Source organism: Nocardia sp. NPDC059195 (assembly GCF_042754695.1).
Classification (GTDB): Bacteria; Actinomycetota; Actinomycetes; order Mycobacteriales; family Mycobacteriaceae; genus Nocardia.
In genome coordinates this window covers 139,274-156,284 of the sequence record NZ_JBHZBG010000006.1, presented here as the reverse complement: position 1 = coordinate 156,284, position 17,011 = coordinate 139,274, and the positions used below count along the sequence as shown (strand labels likewise).

Here is a 17,011-nt window from a genome sequence, read left to right as displayed (position 1 = left end):
CCGCGGGCCGATCTACCGGCGGCTCGCGCGCCGGAAGCCGATGGCGGCGGGCACGGCGAACAACAGCACGGCGGCGCCGGACCAGGCGAGGGTGAGCAACAGTGGCCGGGCGATCGGACCCTGATCGGACAACCCGCGCATGGCATCGACGGCGACCGACATCGGCTGGTTGCGCACCACCGGCTGAATCCAGGTCGGGAAGGCCACGAGCGGCACGAATCCGGTGCTGAAGAACATCATCAGCGAGGTGAGGATCGTGATGCCCTCGACCAGCGAGGCCTTCGCGGTATAGACCGCCACGGCGGTGACGATGGTGGCGAAGGCGAGCCCGAACACCACGGGGACCAGCAGGAACACGACGGCAGCCAGTAGCCCCTGGTGGAAGCGGAAGCCGAGCAGGAAGCCGACGAGCACCACCGCCACGGTGCCGAGCACGATGCGGCAGCCCTCGGCGAGGATGCGCGAGACCAGGCCGGAGGCCCGATGCACGGGCAGCACCCAGAATCGGGCCAGCAGGCCCGCGTCGCGTTCGCGGCCGAGCAGCACACCGCTCGCGACGGCACCGGACAGCGCGCCGACGATGGCGACCATCGGGACCGAGCCGTACAGGGCATCGCCACCGGTGAACTTCTCGATCTGACCGCCGACCACGATGTCGAGCATCACCAGCAGCAGGCACGGGATGAGCAGGGTCTCGAGCAGCGTGATCGGATTGCGGGCCCAGCGCACCAGCAGCCGTTCGGTCTGGATCAGCGTGTGCCGGACCAGCGACCCCGCCGAGGTCTCCAGTTGCTCTGCCATCAAGCCCTCCTCGAACTCAGCCGGATGGCCACCGGTGCGCAGATCGCCACGATGGCGGCGAGCCAGAGCAGCGACGGGCCCATCAGCGCCCAGCTCGCCGTCCCCGCATTGCCCAAGGTGTCACCGGCCAGCGCGCGCAATACCGTCGCGAACTGGGAGACCGGTTGATTGCGGACGAACCACTGGATCCAGTGCGGGAACTGGCTCGCCGGTGCGAGACCGGTCGAGAGCATGCCGAAGATCAACGGCGGCAGCACCAGCGCCTGCGAGGTGGCTTCCGGGCTCTTGGACAGCGTGCCGATCACGTCCGCGCCGAGCGTGAACGCGAGACCGATGAGCAGCGAGAACGCCAAGAAGCCGAGGGTGTGCGCGGCGTCGAGCCGGAATCGGAAGCCGATGACATACCCCGCGGCGACCGCCGCCGCCAGGGAGACCAGCAGCCGGAACAGGTTGGCCGACATCCGCGCCGCGACCGGGACCAGCGGGCGCAGCGGCATCGCACCGAACCGGCGGTTGAGGCCGGCGACGGAATCGCTGGCCGAGCGGAAGGCCGCCGAGATGGCGGTGAACGCCGCGGCCTGCAGGATCACCAGCGGCATCATGTATTGGGCGTAGCTGCTGAAACCGTTGCCGGAGAACGTCATCACGGTCTTCAGCGGGATGTAGAAACTGGCAGTGAAGGCCGCTGGTGCGAATACCGATGCCAGGAACTCGCCGGATTTGACCGAGGGCACGATCACCCGGGTGGTCAGTACCCACCACTGCTGGAGGGTGTCGGGCATGGCGCGGGCATTGGTCTGCCACGTGGCGGCCGTCATGAGGAGACTCCCGATTCGGTCTCCGTCGAGGCGAGATGGCCGGTGAGCTGCAGGAACACATCGTCGAGCGAGGGCCGCCGCAGGGCGATGTCGACGAGTTCGACCGAGGCGTTGTCGAGTCGTCGCAGGGCCTCGGCGAGAGTCTTGGCGCCGTCGGGCGCGGGGATGGTGATGCGGTCCGACTCGGGGGTCAGCGCCGCCAGGTTCTCCGCGGGCAGCAGCGAGCCGAGCGCGGCGACGATGGCGGGCAGCTCTTCGAGATCCAAGGGCACGATCTCGCAGTAGCTGCCGCCGATGTGTTGTTTCAGCTCGTCCGCGGTGCCGGAAGCGATCACCACGCCGTGGTCGATCACGATGATCTGATCGCTGAGCGCATCGGCTTCCTCCAGGTACTGGGTGGTGAGCAGGGTGGTGATACCCGAGGTCTTGAAGCTGCGCACCAGGTCCCAGACGCCCTGTCGGCTGCGGGGGTCGAGGCCGGTGGTCGGCTCGTCGAGGAAGACCACATCGGGCCGCACCACCAGTCCGCAGGCGATGTCGATGCGGCGCCGCATGCCGCCCGAGTAGGTGCCGACGCGCCGATTCGCCGCCTTCTCCAGATCGAATTCGCCGAGCAGTTCTCTGGCCCTTGCCTGTGCCGCCGGCTTGCGCAGGCCCATCAGCCTGCCGAACATGACGAGGTTCTCGTAGCCGCTGAGCATGTCGTCGAGCGCGGCGTACTGCCCGGTCAGCATGATGCGTTTGCGGACCGCGGCCGGGTCGGCGACGACGTCGTGCCCGGCGACCACCGCCCGCCCTCGGTCGGGTGTGACGAGGGTGGACAGGATGTTCACCATGGTCGTCTTGCCCGCGCCGTTGGGACCGAGGATGCCGAGCACCTCACCGGGGGCGGCCTCGAAATCGACGCCGCGCAGGGCGTGGACGTCGCCGAAGGACTTCGCGATCCCTTCGACCACGACACCACCGGTGCGCGGGTTGCTCTGCACGAGAGTGTGTTCGACGCTCATATCCGGTCTCCTGCTTCCAAGTGGTCGTCGAGCAGTGGCGAGATGACTGACAGTGCATACGGATTGGTCATGTCGTCGTGGGTCACGTCGACGTCGTGGTTGGTGATGTCGCCGGTGATGAAGGGCCGCCAGCCGTCGGGCCCCATCCATTCGGGGGGATCGACCGTGGCGCTGAAATAGACGACGTCGCCGTCGTAGACCGGGCGCTGATATCCGGTCCGCGTGCCCGCGGAGGCGTTGTAGGAGCCCGCCATTCGCTCGATGGTCGACGCGTCGATGAGCTCGACTCCGCCGAGGCGAGCGGTGATGAGCTCGGCCGCTTCCTCGGCGGTCGATGCGGCGGGGACGTCATCGATGCCGAAGATGGCGCCGAAGGTGTTGATGAAGGCGCCCGCCGAGAGCCGCTCGATGGTGTCGCCGTCGATGTCGGCGGTGTCGGTGTCCAGGAGCGCGACGACCCCGACCTGCTCGCCCGCGGCGGCCAGTTCCACCGCCATCGCTTGGGCGATGAGGCCGCCGAAGGACCAGCCGAGCAGGTGATAGGGGCCCCTCGGCTGCACCGCGCGGATCTCGCGCACGTAGCGCTGGGCGAATTCCTCGATCGAGCGGGCCGAGGGCTCGCGACCACTGAGGTCGGGGGCCTGGAGTCCGTAGATCGGCCGCCCTGGTCGTAGCTGTTCGGCCAATCCCAGGTAGCTCCAGGACATTCCGGAGGAGGAGTGGACGCAGAACAGCGCGGGTCGATCCCCATCGGGGCGGATCGGTAGCAGCACATCGAGTCCGAGACCGGTCGGCCCCGGCTCCACGAGCGCCGCCGTGTGGGCTGTCATAGCGGCGGCTTCGTCGGCCGAAGCGGTCTGGGCCGCAGGGGTTTCGGCGAATCGTGCTGCCGCGCCGAGTGCCTCGACCCACAGATTCGCGAGTTCGGCGACATCGTCGCGGGCTAAAAGCTGTGCGGCGTAACCGAAGTCGGCGTGTAGCCGGTTGCCGACCACCATGGCGTTGATATCGATCGCCGACATGATCGGTATCTCCGGATACTCGGCCGCCTCGAGATCGCCTAGCGCGTCGGTGGGTAGCCAGCCGAGACCTTCGAGGCCGGTGGGTGTGTCGACGGAGGTGTGCTTGCCGAGGTAGTTCACGCAGATCTGGCCGGGCAGTCGTGCCGGGAGTTCTTCGGCTGCTGCGGGATTCAGATAACGCAGTAGCCCGAATCCGATGCCCTTGTCCGGGACCGCGGCCAGGTCGTGCTTGCCCCGGCGGATAGCCGTGCCCATCGCCGGGCCACCCGCCAGCGCGTCCTCGATATCGATGTCAGCGAGATCGAGCCGCACCGGGTACAGGTTGGTGAACCAGCCGATGGTCCGCGACAGGTCGGCGCCGGGCACGACTTCTTCCTGTCTGCCATGGCCCTCCAGGCGCAACAGCGCCGAGGGTTCGTCCACGCCTCTGCGGGCACGCCAGCGCACCAGCGCCAGTGCCAGGGTGACGAACAGCGCGTCGGTGACGCTGCCGTGGAACAGGCGGGGCAGGGTGGTGAGCAGGGCCGTCGTGGTGTCTTCATCGATCTCGATATCGAGGCGGCGGACCGTCTTCGCCTGATCTGTGGCCGGTTCGAGGTGGCGGGTACCGAGCAGCGGGTCGGGGCCGTTCACCACCTGCTGCCAGTACGGAAGTTCGGCCAGGCGCCGCTCGGAATGTGCCTGCTCGGTCAGGGCATACGACCAGCGCCGCATCGAGGTGCCGATATCGGGCAGGGCCGGCACGGCGCCCGCGGATACCTGGGCCCAGGCGGCGATCAAGTCCTGCACCAGGATTCGCCACGACACGCTGTCGATCGCGAGGTGGTGCGCCACGACGATCAGGCGTCCGGGCCGGGTGTGCGAACCGGCGTCACCGACCGGATCCAGCCACACGAATTGGAGTACCACGCCGTCGGCCGGGTGCAGGCGGTTCATCGCGGAGTCGAGCTCGGTCTGCGCGTATTCACGCAGCTCGACCGGGTCGGTGGCGGCGTCGAAGGCCGTGCGGTGCACGAGTGCGTCGACGTCGATCGAACCGGGGTCGGCCACGCGCAGCCGCCAGCCGTCCTCGCCCGCCCACAGGCGTGCCCGCAGCATGTCGTGCCGGTCGATCGCGGCGGTGAGGGTGGTGACGAGTTGTGCGCGGTCGATGCCGACAGGCAGTTCCAATACCGCGGTTTGGGCGAACCGGTCGAAATCGCCGCCGCGTTCGATCATGTATCGGACGATCGGGGTGAGCGGCAGGTCACCGGTACCGCCGCCGGGCAGTTCCGCGAGCGCCTCCACCGTCTCGGCGGCATCGACGGCAGCGCCCAGCGCCGCGACCGTGCGGTGTTCGAAGACCTGCAGCGGTGTGCAGTGCACGCCGCGCAGCTTCGCCTGGGTGACCAGCTGGATGGCGAGGATGCTGTCGCCGCCGAGGGCGAAGAACGAATCGTCGATGCCGACCTGTGCGCGGCCGAGCAGTTCGGCGTAAACCTCGGCGAGCACCTGTTCGGTCGGTGTTTCCGGTGCGCGGTACGGGGTGTCGTCGGTGACGAACACCGGGTCCGGCAGGGCTTTTCGGTCCAGCTTGCCGACTGCGTTGATGGGAATCTCGTCCAGGACGACGAAGGCGGCAGGCACCATATAGGCGGGCAGTGTGTCGGCGGCGAGTGCTCGGACGTGTGCGATGTCGAGGTCGGTGCCTGGCAGTCGTACAAGGTACGCGGCCAGGGCGGTGGACCCGGTGGGACCCGGAACACCCAGCGTCACTGCGAGATCGATGCCGTCGATGGCGCCGAGGACCGCGTCGATCTCGCCGAGTTCGATGCGCTGGCCGCGGACCTTCACCTGGAAGTCGGTGCGGCCGAGGTATTCCAATACGAGGCTGGCCGGTGCACTGGAAATGCTTTCGGGCCGAGCGGTGGCGTCGGCGCGAGCGCGGTTGCCGAACCGAGCGGGGTTGTCGGACACGGCCGGGTTGTCGCTGCGAGCGGGGTTGCCGGTGCGAGACCACCGCACCAGATCGCCAGTGCGATAAAGACATTCACCGGCCCCCCTGAACGGGTTGGCGACAAATCTGGTCGCAGTCAAGCCTGGCCGGGCGTGGTAACCCCGTGCGAGGGCGGTGCCCGCGAGGTACAGCTCACCCGCGACACCGACTGGCACCGGGCATAGGCGGTCGTCGAGGACGAGTGCCGCCGCACCTCGAACAGGTGAGCCGATGGTGACCGGTTCCGCAGCCGACAGGGGCTCGGAACCCGTTGCCCAGATGGTGTATTCGGTCGGGCCGTACAGGTTGACCATCGTGCGTGCGCCGGCACCGCCGCACCAGCGGGCGACCAGATCGGGGCCGACCGCCTCACCCGCGACCGCGAGTACCCGCAGACTCGACACGTCGGCGGGATCGATCGTGGCCAGTGCCGACGGCGTGATCACCATGTGGGTAACCGACTCTGCGGCGATCAGCTTCGCGAGTGGTGCACCACCGAATACATCCGGCGGCGCGATCACCGAGGCGCCACCGCAGCCGAATGCCATGAGTGCCTCGAAGATCGACGCGTCGAAGCTGGGGGAGGCGACCTGGAGCACTCGGGAACGTTCGTCCAGCGCGAGGTCAGTTCGCTGGGAGGCGACCAGGTCGGCCAGGCCGCGGTGGGTGACGGTGACGCCCTTCGGGGTGCCGGTGGAGCCGGAGGTGTAGATCATCCAGGCCGGGTTCTCGAGCCTGATCGGGACCGGGAGTTCCTCGGGGGTGATCTCGGCGGCGTCGGTGGTGTCGAGACGGGTGGCGAAGTCGGGGTCATCGAGGACCAACCAGCGGGTGGTGCCGGACAGCGTCGGCCGGTATTCGGCGAGGGTGATCCCGACCTCTGCGCCGGAATCGGTGAGCATGTGGTCGATGCGGTCTGCTGGATGCTTGGGGTCGACCGGCAGGAACGCCGCGCCGACCTTCGCGGCGGCCCAGATGCCGACGTGGAGTTCGGCGCAACGTGGGAGGCCGAGGGCTACAACAGATTCCGTGTGCGCCCCCGCCTCGATCAGCAACCTGGCCAGCTGGTTCGACCGGGCATTCAGGGCGCCGTAGGTGGTCGTAACGGATTCCTGCGCGCTGTGTTCCGGGCGGGGCCCGCTGGTAGTTGCCGGTGCGGGCTGGTCCGGGGACGCTGCGGCGGCGTCGATGATCGATGCCGGTTGTCCGCGATGGCGCGCGCCGGTGTCGGTTGGCGGGGTGTCCTGGTTCGTAGGTGTCGCGATGGTGCCGGTGACCGGCGCGGGTTGTTCGAGCAGGACCGCGGTGGTGTGAGTGAAAGGCCTGGGTCGAGTCGCGGAAGCGGTCGTGGTGTCGGTGACCAGCGCGGGTCGGTCAGGGAAGGTTGTGGCGGTGGTGGTGAGCAGGTCGGCCAAGGTGGTCGTTCCCGCGGTGGCGGGGCCGCGGACCGGGATCAGTTCCGCGCGTTCGGCTTCGGCGAGGATGTCGATATCGGCGAGGCGGATGTCGATGTCGGTGAGGACGGTGGTGAGCACCTGCCGCCACCGGGTCGCGAAGGTGGTGACCGTGTTCGCGTCGAACAGGTCCGTCGCGTAGGTCAGGACGCCTTCGATGCCTTCGGGTCCTGCTTCGCCGAACCGTTCGCGCAGGTCGAGGGTGAGGTCGAAGGCCGAGGAGCGGCGGTCGAAATCCTCTACTTCGAAGCGCAGTCCGGGCAGTTCGAGCACCGGCTCGATGAAGTTCTGCAGCGAGAGCGACACCTGGAACAGTGGGTGGTGGGCGGTCGATCGGGTGGGGTCGAGTGCGCCGACGAGCTGCTCGAACGGCACGTCGGCGTGGGCGAAGGCGTCGAGGTCGGTGGTGCGGACGGTGGCGAGCAGCTGCCGGAAGCCGGTGCCGGGATCGACTGGTGTGCGCAGGGCGAGAGTATTGACGAACATGCCGACGAGGTCGTCGAGAGCGGCCTCACCACGCCCCGCGATCGGGGTACCGATGACGACATCGCCGGTGCCGCCGAGCCGGGCCAGTAGTACCGCGAGGGCGGCGTGGACCACCATGAAAACGCTGACATTGTTCGCGGCGGCGAAGTCGATCAACGCGCGGTGCGTCTGTTCGTCGATGCTGAAGTCGACGTCGTCGCTGCGCATCGTCTGTACCGCGGGGCGGGCACGATCGGCGGGGAGTTCCAGGGCGTCCGGTGCATCGGCGAGTGTCTCGCTCCAGTATTTGATTTGCTGTGCTGCAACAGATTCCGCATCCGACCCGCTGCCGAGTAGCTCGCGATGCCACTGCGCGAAGTCGGCGTACTGCACGGCGAGCGGAGGCTGAGCGGGAGCCGCACCCGCGACCCGTGCCGAGTAGGCGGCCACCAGGTCGGCCGCCAATGGTGCCATCGACGCACCGTCCGCGCTGATGTGGTGCACCACGAGGACGACAACATGCACTGGGGCACCGCCATTGGGGCTGTTGGTGTCCTCGGCACTCGGGTGACCGTCGGAGGCCGACGTGCTGCGTGCGCCGTTGTGGCTCGGGCGAGTGTCGATGGCCCGCGAACCGTCGGGTGGGCCGCCGTTGAGGCGGAAAAGACCGACCCGAAGCGGGGGCTCGCGGGTGAGGTCGAATCCGGTTGCCGCCAGGCCATTGATCTGATCCCGCAGTGGCGCACCGTCTTCGGTGTCGATCAGGGGCATTGTGGGGATGGCGATGTCGATGCCGACGATGACCTGGCGTGGGCCTTCGACATCGGCGGGGTAGCGCGTGCGCAGGCTTTCCTGGCGTTCGACCACGTCGGCGAGTGCTCGGCGCATGGCCGCCACATCCAGGGTTCCGGTGAGGCGAAGGGCGATCGCGATGTTGTAGGCCGACGACTCCGGATCGAGCTGGTTGAGTACCCACATGCGCTGCTGGGCGGGAGACAGGGGAATGCGGTCGGGGCGCAGGCGTGGGGCCAGTGCCGGTCGGCCCGCAGTGCCTTCGGCGGCGGGGACGACGCGCGACGCCAGCTGGGCAACGCTCGGTGCGTCGAACAGATCACGCAGCGCGATCGTGGAGCCGAGCGCCGAATTGACCCGGGCGACAACCTTTGTCGCGCTCAACGAATTGCCGCCGAGCTCGAAGAAGGACTGGTCGACGCTCACCTGTTCACTGCCGAGCACGTCGGCGAACACCTCGGCGACGGCCTGTTCGATCGGCGTGCACGGCGCGAGATAGGACTGCTGAGTCGCCGAGAAGTCCGGTATCGGGAGGGCCTTGCGATCCAGCTTGCCGACCGGGGTGAGCGGGATATCTTCCAGGACAACGACATAGGCCGGCACCATGTATCCGGGCAGTTCCGCCGCGACCTGCGCGCGCAGTGTTTCGGTGTCGAGTTCGATGTCCGGCACGGGGAGTACGTAGGACGCGAGCACGGTGGCGCCCGCCGGTCCCTCGCGCCCGATCGTTACCGCGTAGTCGACCTCCTCGGCACGCGAGAGCACCGCGTCGATCTCGCCGAGTTCGATCCGCAGGCCGCGAATCTTGACCTGGAAGTCGCTGCGGCCCAGGTATTCCAGGGTGAGCGCGGCATTCTCGCCGGTAACCCAGCGCACCATGTCACCGGTCCGGTACATGCGTTCCCCGGCGATGCCGAAGGGGTTGGCGACGAACCGGCTCGCGGTCATCTCGAACCGGTTGAAGTAGCCACGCGCCAGCGCGGGCCCGGCCAGATACAGCTCGCCCGCGATACCGACCGGCACCGGCCGCAACCAGCTGTCCAGCACCACCAGCGCCGCACCGCGAATCGGTCCGCCGATGGTCACCGGCTCGCCCGCGACCAGCTCGGCCGGTCCGGTGGCCCAGATGCTGAACTCGGTGGGGCCGTACAGGTTCACCATCCGCCTGCCCGCTGCCCACTTCTCGATGAGCTCGGGCGTGGCCGCCTCACCGGCCACCGAGAGCACCCGCAGATCGGTGAGGTCGGTGGGTTCCATCGTCGCCAGTGCCGACGGGGTGATCACCGCGTGGGTGACCCGCTCGGTGCGCAGCAGCGTCTCGAGTTCGGCGCCGCCGTACACCTCCGGCGGTGACACGACCAGTCGTCCACCCGCCGCGTGCGCGGTCAGCATTTCGAAGACGGAGGCGTCGAAGCTGGGGGAGGCGACCTGCAGTGCGCTGGCCGACGGATCGAGGGCCAGGGTTTCGCGCTGGGCAGCAACGAGATTCGCGATACCGCGGTGACTGAGCAGCACCGCTTTCGGCTTGCCGGTGGAACCGGAGGTGTAGATCAGGTAGGCGGTGTGGTCGATATCGACGGGGCCGCCGCGTTCGGCGTCGGTGATCGGCGCATCGGAGACCAGCATGGCGCGGCGCATGGTGTTCAGATCGTCGAGCAGCAGCCAGTCGATGGATCCGGGCAGGTCTTCGCCGGTGGCCGTCACAGTCACGCCGATCGGGGCCTTCGAATCGGTGAGCATGTGCTCGATCCGCTCCACCGGATAGCTCGGATCCAGCGGGACGAACGCCGCACCGGTCTTGGCCAGCGCCCACACGGCGACCACGGATTCCAGCGACCGGGTCAGCGCGAGCACGACGAATATCTCGGGGCCGATCCCGCGACCGAGCAGCACCCGGGCGAATCGATTGGACCAGGCGTCGAGTTCGCCGTAACTCATCCGCAGCTCACCCGCGCTGACCGCGATCGCATCGGGATCGATGCGCGCACCCGCCGTCAGGATGTCGGCCAGCGTGCGCATCGGCAGCGGTGGCGGGCCGTGAACCGGTGCGAGCGAGGCCAATTCGGTATCGCTGCAGTACCGCAGCTGGGACACCACAGCATGCGGATTCTCGGCGAGTTGGGAGAGCAGGCGGACAAACCGGTCCAGGAGTGACTGCGCCGCAGTGTGTTCCAGCTGGTCGGCCATGAATTTCACGGTGATGCGCAGTGCATCGCCCGCGCCGTCCTCGCCACGCAGCGGAATCACCATGAGGTTCAACGGGTATGGCGTGGCGTCGGTGCCTTCGACATCGAGCACCCGCATGCCCGCGATGTCCAGGGTTTGGGACAGTGCCTCGCGATCGATCGGGTAGGACTCGAAAACGGTGAGGGTGTCGAACAATTCGGCCAGCCCGACAGCGCGGTGGATGGCGGCGAGGCCGACATGCTGATGGTCCATGAGCCGGGCCTGCTCGGCTTGCACGCGGGCCAGTAGGTCGGAAACCTTCTCCGACGGATCCAGCGTCACCCGGACCGGAACGGTGTTGATGAACAGCCCGACCATCTCCTCGACACCGGGCAGCTCCGGCGGCCGACCGGACACCGTGGCGCCGAACACCACATCGGTGCGGCCGGTGAGCATGGCAAGCAGCATCGACCAGCCCGCCTGGACCAGGGTGTTCACGGTCGCGCCCGCCTCCCGGGCGGCCGACTCGAGTACGGCGACCGTGGCGGCGGACAGATCCTGCGAGAGCATCGCGGTTTCGGTCGACTCGATCCCGGCGAGCGTGGGGACGGCGCGGGTCGGCGTGTCGATTCCGGCCAGCGCCTGTTTCCACGCGGCCAGCGAGGCTGGTGCGTCCTGGTCTTCGAGCCAGGACAGGAATTCGCGGTAGGACCGGGCGGCCGGCAATATCGACGCGTCGCCCGCGGTGACGTACAGGGTGAGCAGTTCCCGCACCAGCAGCGGCGTCGACCAACCGTCCAGCACCAGATGGTGATTGGTCATGACGAGCCGGAACGTCTCCGGTGCGGTCCTGATCAGGGTGAAGCGCAGCAGCGGGGGACGGGTGAGGTCGAAGCGGGTCAGCGCGTCCAATTCGATCGTCCGGTCGAGTTCGCGCGTGCGTTGGTCGTCGTCGGCGATATCGGTGAGATCAATTTCCTGCCAAGGGATCTCGGCGGCGGACAGGACCAGTTGGCGGGGGCCGTCGTCGGTCTCGACGAAGGCGACGCGCAGGTTCTCGTGCCGATCGATCAGCGCCTGTGCCGCGCCGCGCAGCCGGGTGGCGTCGACGGTGCCCGCCAGGGTGAGCAGCGATTGGACGGTGTAACCATCGGCGGTATCGGAGTCGTAGAGCGAGTGGAAGAGCAGGCCGTACTGCAGCGGCGAGAGCGGCCAGACGTCGGTGAGCTTCGGATAGGTGTGCTCCCAGCGCTCGATCTGCGGCTGATCGACCGTGACGAGCTCGAAGTCCGAGGGGGTCCGGCCACCCGCGTCGCCGGATCCGGCATGGGTGACGAGCGCACGCAGTGCCTGCGACCACAGGTCGGCCAATTCGCGCACCTCGGCCTCGCCGAGCAGCCTGCTCGCGTAGGCCCAGGTGACTTCCAGTCCGGCATCGGTCAGCACCGCGTTGATGTCCACGACGGCGGCCAGCGGAGCGCGGTCGTCGTTGGTCGCGGCGAAGCGCCGGGGTACCCAGGGATCGTCGCCGGTCACCGCCCTGCCGAGATAGTTGAAGCTCAACTGGGGTGTCGGCGCGTTCGCGAGCGCCGCGGCGGCCTCGTCGTTCAGGTAGCGCAGTAGGCCGAAGCCGACACCGCGATCGGGGACCGACCGCAGCTGCTCCTTGGTCGCCTTGATCGCCGAACCCGCCGCGCGACCACCGGTGAAAGCCTCGCCGAGATCGATCTCCGCCAGGTCGAGTGCGACCGGGTACACGCTGGTGAACCAGCCGACGGTGCGCGCGAGATCGGCACCGGGCAGCAGGGACTCGCTGCGGCCGTGGCCTTCCAGCGTCACCAGGGCGCCGGTGCGGTCGCGCCACCGGCACACTGCCATGGCGAGGGCGGTGAGCAGCACATCGTCCGCGCCGCAATGGAATTGCTCGGGCACGGTGTGCAAGACGGTGTGTGCGACGTCCGCGGGCACCGTTGTCTGCCACTGCGCCATGGTGGCGACCACGTCGAGGGCTGGATCGAATGCGGCAGGGACCGAGGATGAGCCGGTCTCCGCCATCTCGTCGGGGTGATCGGAGGTGGCAGACGGCGAGGCGGTCTCAGTGTCGGCTTCCTGACCGGAGGTAGCCGAGGGAGACGAGGTCTTCGCTCTGCTGGCGTCCTGACCGTTGGTCCGGGCGAACGACGGGTCGGGTGTGGCCAGGATTCGCTGCCAGATCGGCAGTTCGTCGATGCGTGTCGTGGCGTTGCCGGCCTGGCTGTGCGCCCAGCGTCGGAAGGACGTGCCGACGGGGTCGAGCGCGCCGCCGTAGGCCGCAGTGGCGAAGTCCGGCAGCAGGATTCGCCAGGAGACACCGTCGGTGACCAGGTGGTGCAGGACCAGCCAGCACAGCGGGGCGGCGTCGACGCGATCGATCAGGACGAGCCGGGCAACGGTGCCCGCGGTGGGATCGAGCAGATCCGCGGCGTCCTGCAAGGCGCGTTCGGCCGCGTCCTTGGTGTCGGCGCTGACCACGTCGATCAGGGTCTCGGCGTCGACCGAACCACGTTCGGCCACAACCCATTCCCAGCCGTCCGGGACTCGCCGCAGCGAAGAACGGAGCAGATCGTGATGATCGAGCAGGACCTGTAGCGCGGCGGCGATCCTCGGGCGGTCGATGTCGGCGGGCAGCCCGATCAGGACGGCCTGCCCGTAGCGGCCCCAGGTGTCGCCGTGCTCGATCATCTCGTGCACGATCGCAGTGAGTTCCACCTCGCCCACACCGCCACCGGGCAGCTCCTCCACCACGTGGACCTCGGTCTCGCCGGCGACCGCGGCCAGCGCGGCGACCGTCTTGCGTTCGAAGACATCGCGGGCGCGCAGCGAGATACCGGCGGCCTTCGCGCGCGAGACCAGCTGGATGGAAACGATGCTGTCGCCACCGAGAGCGAAGAAGCTCTCGTCGACTCCTACCGCGTCGAGTCCGAGTACCTCGGCGAAAAGGGCTGCCAGTGCCTGCTCGCGTGGCGTCGACGGCGCCCGGCTCGTGACGGCGCGGGCGCTGAAATCCGGTGCGGGCAAGGCCTTTCTGTCCACCTTGCCGAGTGGGGTGAGCGGAACTTCGTCCAGCACCATCACCACGGCGGGCACCATGTAGGCCGGAAGTCGTTCGCCGACCGCGGCTTTCACGGCTTCGGGATGGGCCTCGGCGCCCGGCTCGGTCGTGACATAGGAGACGAGCGCGGTCGCGCCGGTGGCGGTCTCGACGCCGAGGGTGATCGCGAAATCGATCTCGGGAAGCTGCTGCAGGGCGGCATCGATCTCGCCCAGCTCGATCCGGTAGCCGCGCACCTTCACCTGGAAATCGCTGCGGCCCTGGTATTCCAGGGTGAGCGTGCCGTCGCGGTCGGTCCACCGCACCAGGTCGCCGGTGCGATACATCCGTTCGCCCGGTGCGTGCGGATTCGCGACGAACCGGCTCGCGGTCAAGCCGCTGCGCCGGTGATAGCCACGCGCGACGCCGGGGCCCGCGAGGTACAGCTCGCCCACGGTGCCCGCCGAGACCGGTCGCAGCCACGGGTCGAGTACCAGGCCGGACACGCCACGGACGAGGCTGCCGATAGTCACCGGGGCGCCGGGAACCAGCGGTTCGCTCAGGGTCGTGGTGATGGTGGTCTCGGTGGGTCCATAGCCGTTGATCAGGGCGCGCCCGGCCCACTTCGACACCAGCTCCGGCGGGCACGCGTCACCACCGACAACGATCGTGCGCAGGTCGGGCAAGGTCGTGGGGTCGAGGGAACCGACGACGGCCGGGGTGACATTGAGATGAGTGACGTGATGCGTGCGCAGCACCTGCGCCATCTCCTCGCCCGCGTAGGCCGACGGCGGGACCACCGCGAGGGCCGCGCCTGCGGACAGGGTCACCAGAATCTCCTCGACGGAGATGTCGAAGCTCGGTGAAACGGCATGGGCGACAACAGAGTCGGAGTCGACGCCGAAGCCGGCTCCCGAACTCGCGACGAGATTCGCCAGGCCACGGTGCGAGACCAGGACGCCCTTGGGTAGTCCGGTCGACCCGGAGGTGTAGATGATGTAGGCGACCTGATCGGGCTCGATCGCGGCGGTTCGCTCGGAGTCGGTGATCGGGGCGGCATCCTGTGCGGCGAGGTGCGCGACGGTGGCTCCGTCGTCGAGGGAGAGCCAATCGACCTTGTCGGGCAAGGACTTACGTACCTGGGTGACGGTCACGCCGATGACGACGCCGCTGTCGTCGATCATGTGCTCGATCCGGTCATCGGGATAGGTCGGATCGATCGGGACGAACGGCGCGCCCGTCTCGGCCACCGCGATGGTGGCGAGCACCGACTCCGCGGAGCGCGGAATAGACAGTGCGACACCGTGTTCGGGGCCCGCGCCCGCGGAGATCAGGAGCCGGGCCAGTCGATTCGTGTAGTCGTCGACCTCGCGGTAGCTCAGCGTGTCGTCGGTGCCCCAGCGCAGGGCCACCGCGTCCGGGTCGAGCGTGGCGCCCGCGGTGAGGATCTCGGGCAGGGTCTTCGTCTCGACCCCGGCTGGACCGCGAGCGGGCACCGAAGCGGCCTGTTCGGTGACCGAGAGCACGGGCACCGTCGACAAGGGAGCATCGGGCCCGGCGACGAGGAACCGGTGCAGGAACATCAGGAAGCGATCGTGGTGGGCCGCCAGATCGGCGTCGCTGTAGAGGTTTCCGTTGCCTTGGAGATCGATGTGGGTGCTCTCGCCGCCCACGCCGGGGTACACGTTGACGAACAGATCGTCGATCAGGCCCGAGGTGAGCACATTGAGCCGCCCGACGACCGGGCCGAGGGCAATCCTGGTGTCCACCATCATCAGATTCACGGCAGGACCGAACGACGCGGCCTCGTCCATCGCCCAGCCGAGATCGCGGACGATGTCCTCCTGGCGATAGCGCTGACGTCGCAACGCGCCGGTCAGCTCGCTCTGGACCGCGCGGATCACCGCGCCGACGGTCGTCGTGGGATCGAGGGTGACCCGCAGCGGCACGACATTGGCGAGCATGCCGCCCGAACGCCGTAGTGTCGCCGAGGTCCGCGCGGACACCGGCAGGCTCAAGACCACTTCCGGCGCGCCGGTCATCGCGGCGAGATAGGCGCCGAACGCGGCGACCACCGTGGGCGCCACCCCCGAGTTCACCGCCGCGGCAACGGAATCCAGCAGCGCGGTCGTCGCCGCGGGCAGTGCGCCGGAGACCCGGTTCGGATGGCCGTCGACCTCGGCGGCCCGGCCGGCGAGGGTGACCGGATCGGCCAGGTCGGCCAAGTGATCGCGCCAGTACTCGCGGTCGGTCGCGAAGCGGTCGGAGGTCCGGTAGGCCAGATCGGCGTCGACGATCTTCTGCAACGGCTCGGCCTTGGCCGGCGGCGGCTCGCGACCGTCGAAGGCGGCGTTGTAGAGCTCGCCGGTGCGCTGGACCAGGGCAAGCGCGCCCATTCCGTCCAACACGATGTGGTGCATGCGCGAGTACCAGAACCAGCGATCCTCGGCGACCCGCAGCATGGCCAGGCAGACCAATCGGTCGCGCATCACATCCAGTGGTGCGGTGTACTCGGCCCGCATCCAGGCGTGCGCGGCCGCTTCCGGGTCGGGGCGGTCCCGGAGATCCACGTGGGCGATGTCGTCGTCGAGGGTCAGGTCGACGATCTGCTGCGGCTGGCCCTCGACATCGACCAGGCGCAGGTAGCCGGTGCCGAACTCGCGGCCGGTCTGCCGGGCCGCCTCGGTGAGCAGCGTGTGGTCGATCGCGCCGGACAGTTCGACGTACTGGGCGATGGAGATGGGGGTATCGCCCGCGATGTGCTGGGCGAACCAGATGCCGCGCTGGGCGGCGGACAGAGGAAAAGGGCCGTCTGGTGCGATCATGAGCGAACCTGCGTTCTCATGTCTCGAGCTGGGCGTTCACGAGGTGTCCCCGAGCGTCGGGCAGCTACCTGGTTGGTAGTACCCGCCGTTGCGTACTGCGCTCTATGTTCATTCTGGACCAGCGCGGACCGCATCGGAAAGGGTTCAGGAGACTGCCCGCAGTTCGGCGGCCGCCAGCGGCGCGTCGGAACTGACCAGATAGCGCTGCAGGGTGGAACGGTCGTCGAGCACCAGCCAGTCGACGCCGTCGGTGAGCTCGGCCCTGCGGGCCTTGGTGGTAATTCCGAATCCGGCGCCGGGGGCGGTGGACGCACCGTTCGTGAGCGACACCGGGATCGCACCGATCTTGCGCACCGCCGCCTCGGCGACGACCGCCTCGATCCGGGGGTCGACGGCAAGGGCGATGTGGTCGCCCGCCTCGGCACCACGGGCGAGCAGCATGCGGGCCAGGCGGTTCGCCCAACGGTCCAGGTCGGCGTCGGCGAGCTGACCGGCGGCGATCGGCGCGCCGGACCGGCGGCGCAGCTGGATGACGTTGTCGGCGGGCGCGGTGACCATGGTGCTCATCGGGTTCCCCTCGAAGGCTCGGCGGCGGGTGTTTTTCCTACTCCTCCAA

General features: G+C 68.5%; 5 protein-coding genes. All 5 read right to left on the bottom strand.

Annotation, left to right across the window (positions count from 1 at the left end; translation table 11 throughout):
• Nucleotides 1-12: 12 nt before the first annotated feature.
• The 5 genes from ACFXKN_RS11005 to ACFXKN_RS10985 all read right to left on the bottom strand — a co-directional run bounded on the left by ACFXKN_RS11005 (nucleotide 13) and on the right by ACFXKN_RS10985 (nucleotide 16,962).
• Nucleotides 13-801, bottom strand: a complete 789-nt coding sequence (locus ACFXKN_RS11005; protein ID WP_378953304.1) for an ABC transporter permease — start codon at nucleotides 799-801, stop codon at nucleotides 13-15.
• Nucleotides 801-1,619 carry an ABC transporter permease gene (locus ACFXKN_RS11000; RefSeq protein WP_379432914.1) on the bottom strand — a complete coding sequence of 273 codons (819 nt, stop codon included), beginning with the start codon at nucleotides 1,617-1,619 and terminating at the stop codon, nucleotides 801-803. The genes ACFXKN_RS11005 and ACFXKN_RS11000 overlap by 1 nt, the downstream gene beginning before the upstream one ends.
• On the bottom strand, nucleotides 1,616-2,626 hold the full coding sequence (locus tag ACFXKN_RS10995) for an ATP-binding cassette domain-containing protein (protein ID WP_379432913.1): 1,011 nt from the start codon (nucleotides 2,624-2,626) through the stop codon (nucleotides 1,616-1,618). The genes ACFXKN_RS11000 and ACFXKN_RS10995 overlap by 4 nt, the downstream gene beginning before the upstream one ends.
• Nucleotides 2,623-16,395 (bottom strand): amino acid adenylation domain-containing protein, encoded by a 13,773-nt coding sequence (locus ACFXKN_RS10990; protein ID WP_379432912.1) that lies wholly within the window; start codon nucleotides 16,393-16,395, stop codon nucleotides 2,623-2,625. The genes ACFXKN_RS10995 and ACFXKN_RS10990 overlap by 4 nt, the downstream gene beginning before the upstream one ends.
• A 144-nt stretch (nucleotides 16,396-16,539) precedes the next feature.
• Complete coding sequence (locus ACFXKN_RS10985; RefSeq protein ID WP_378953313.1) at nucleotides 16,540-16,962, bottom strand: AMP-binding protein; 423 nt, start codon at nucleotides 16,960-16,962, stop codon at nucleotides 16,540-16,542.
• Nucleotides 16,963-17,011 lie beyond the last annotated feature (49 nt).

Coding starts and splice junctions, on each gene's coding strand:
- ACFXKN_RS10985 (WP_378953313.1), bottom strand. CDS start 16,962: ATGAGCACCATGGTCACCGCGCCCGCCGACAACGTCATCCAGCTGCGC.
- ACFXKN_RS11005 (WP_378953304.1), bottom strand. CDS start 801: ATGGCAGAGCAACTGGAGACCTCGGCGGGGTCGCTGGTCCGGCACACG.
- ACFXKN_RS10990 (WP_379432912.1), bottom strand. CDS start 16,395: ATGATCGCACCAGACGGCCCTTTTCCTCTGTCCGCCGCCCAGCGCGGC.
- ACFXKN_RS11000 (WP_379432914.1), bottom strand. CDS start 1,619: ATGACGGCCGCCACGTGGCAGACCAATGCCCGCGCCATGCCCGACACC.
- ACFXKN_RS10995 (WP_379432913.1), bottom strand. CDS start 2,626: ATGAGCGTCGAACACACTCTCGTGCAGAGCAACCCGCGCACCGGTGGT.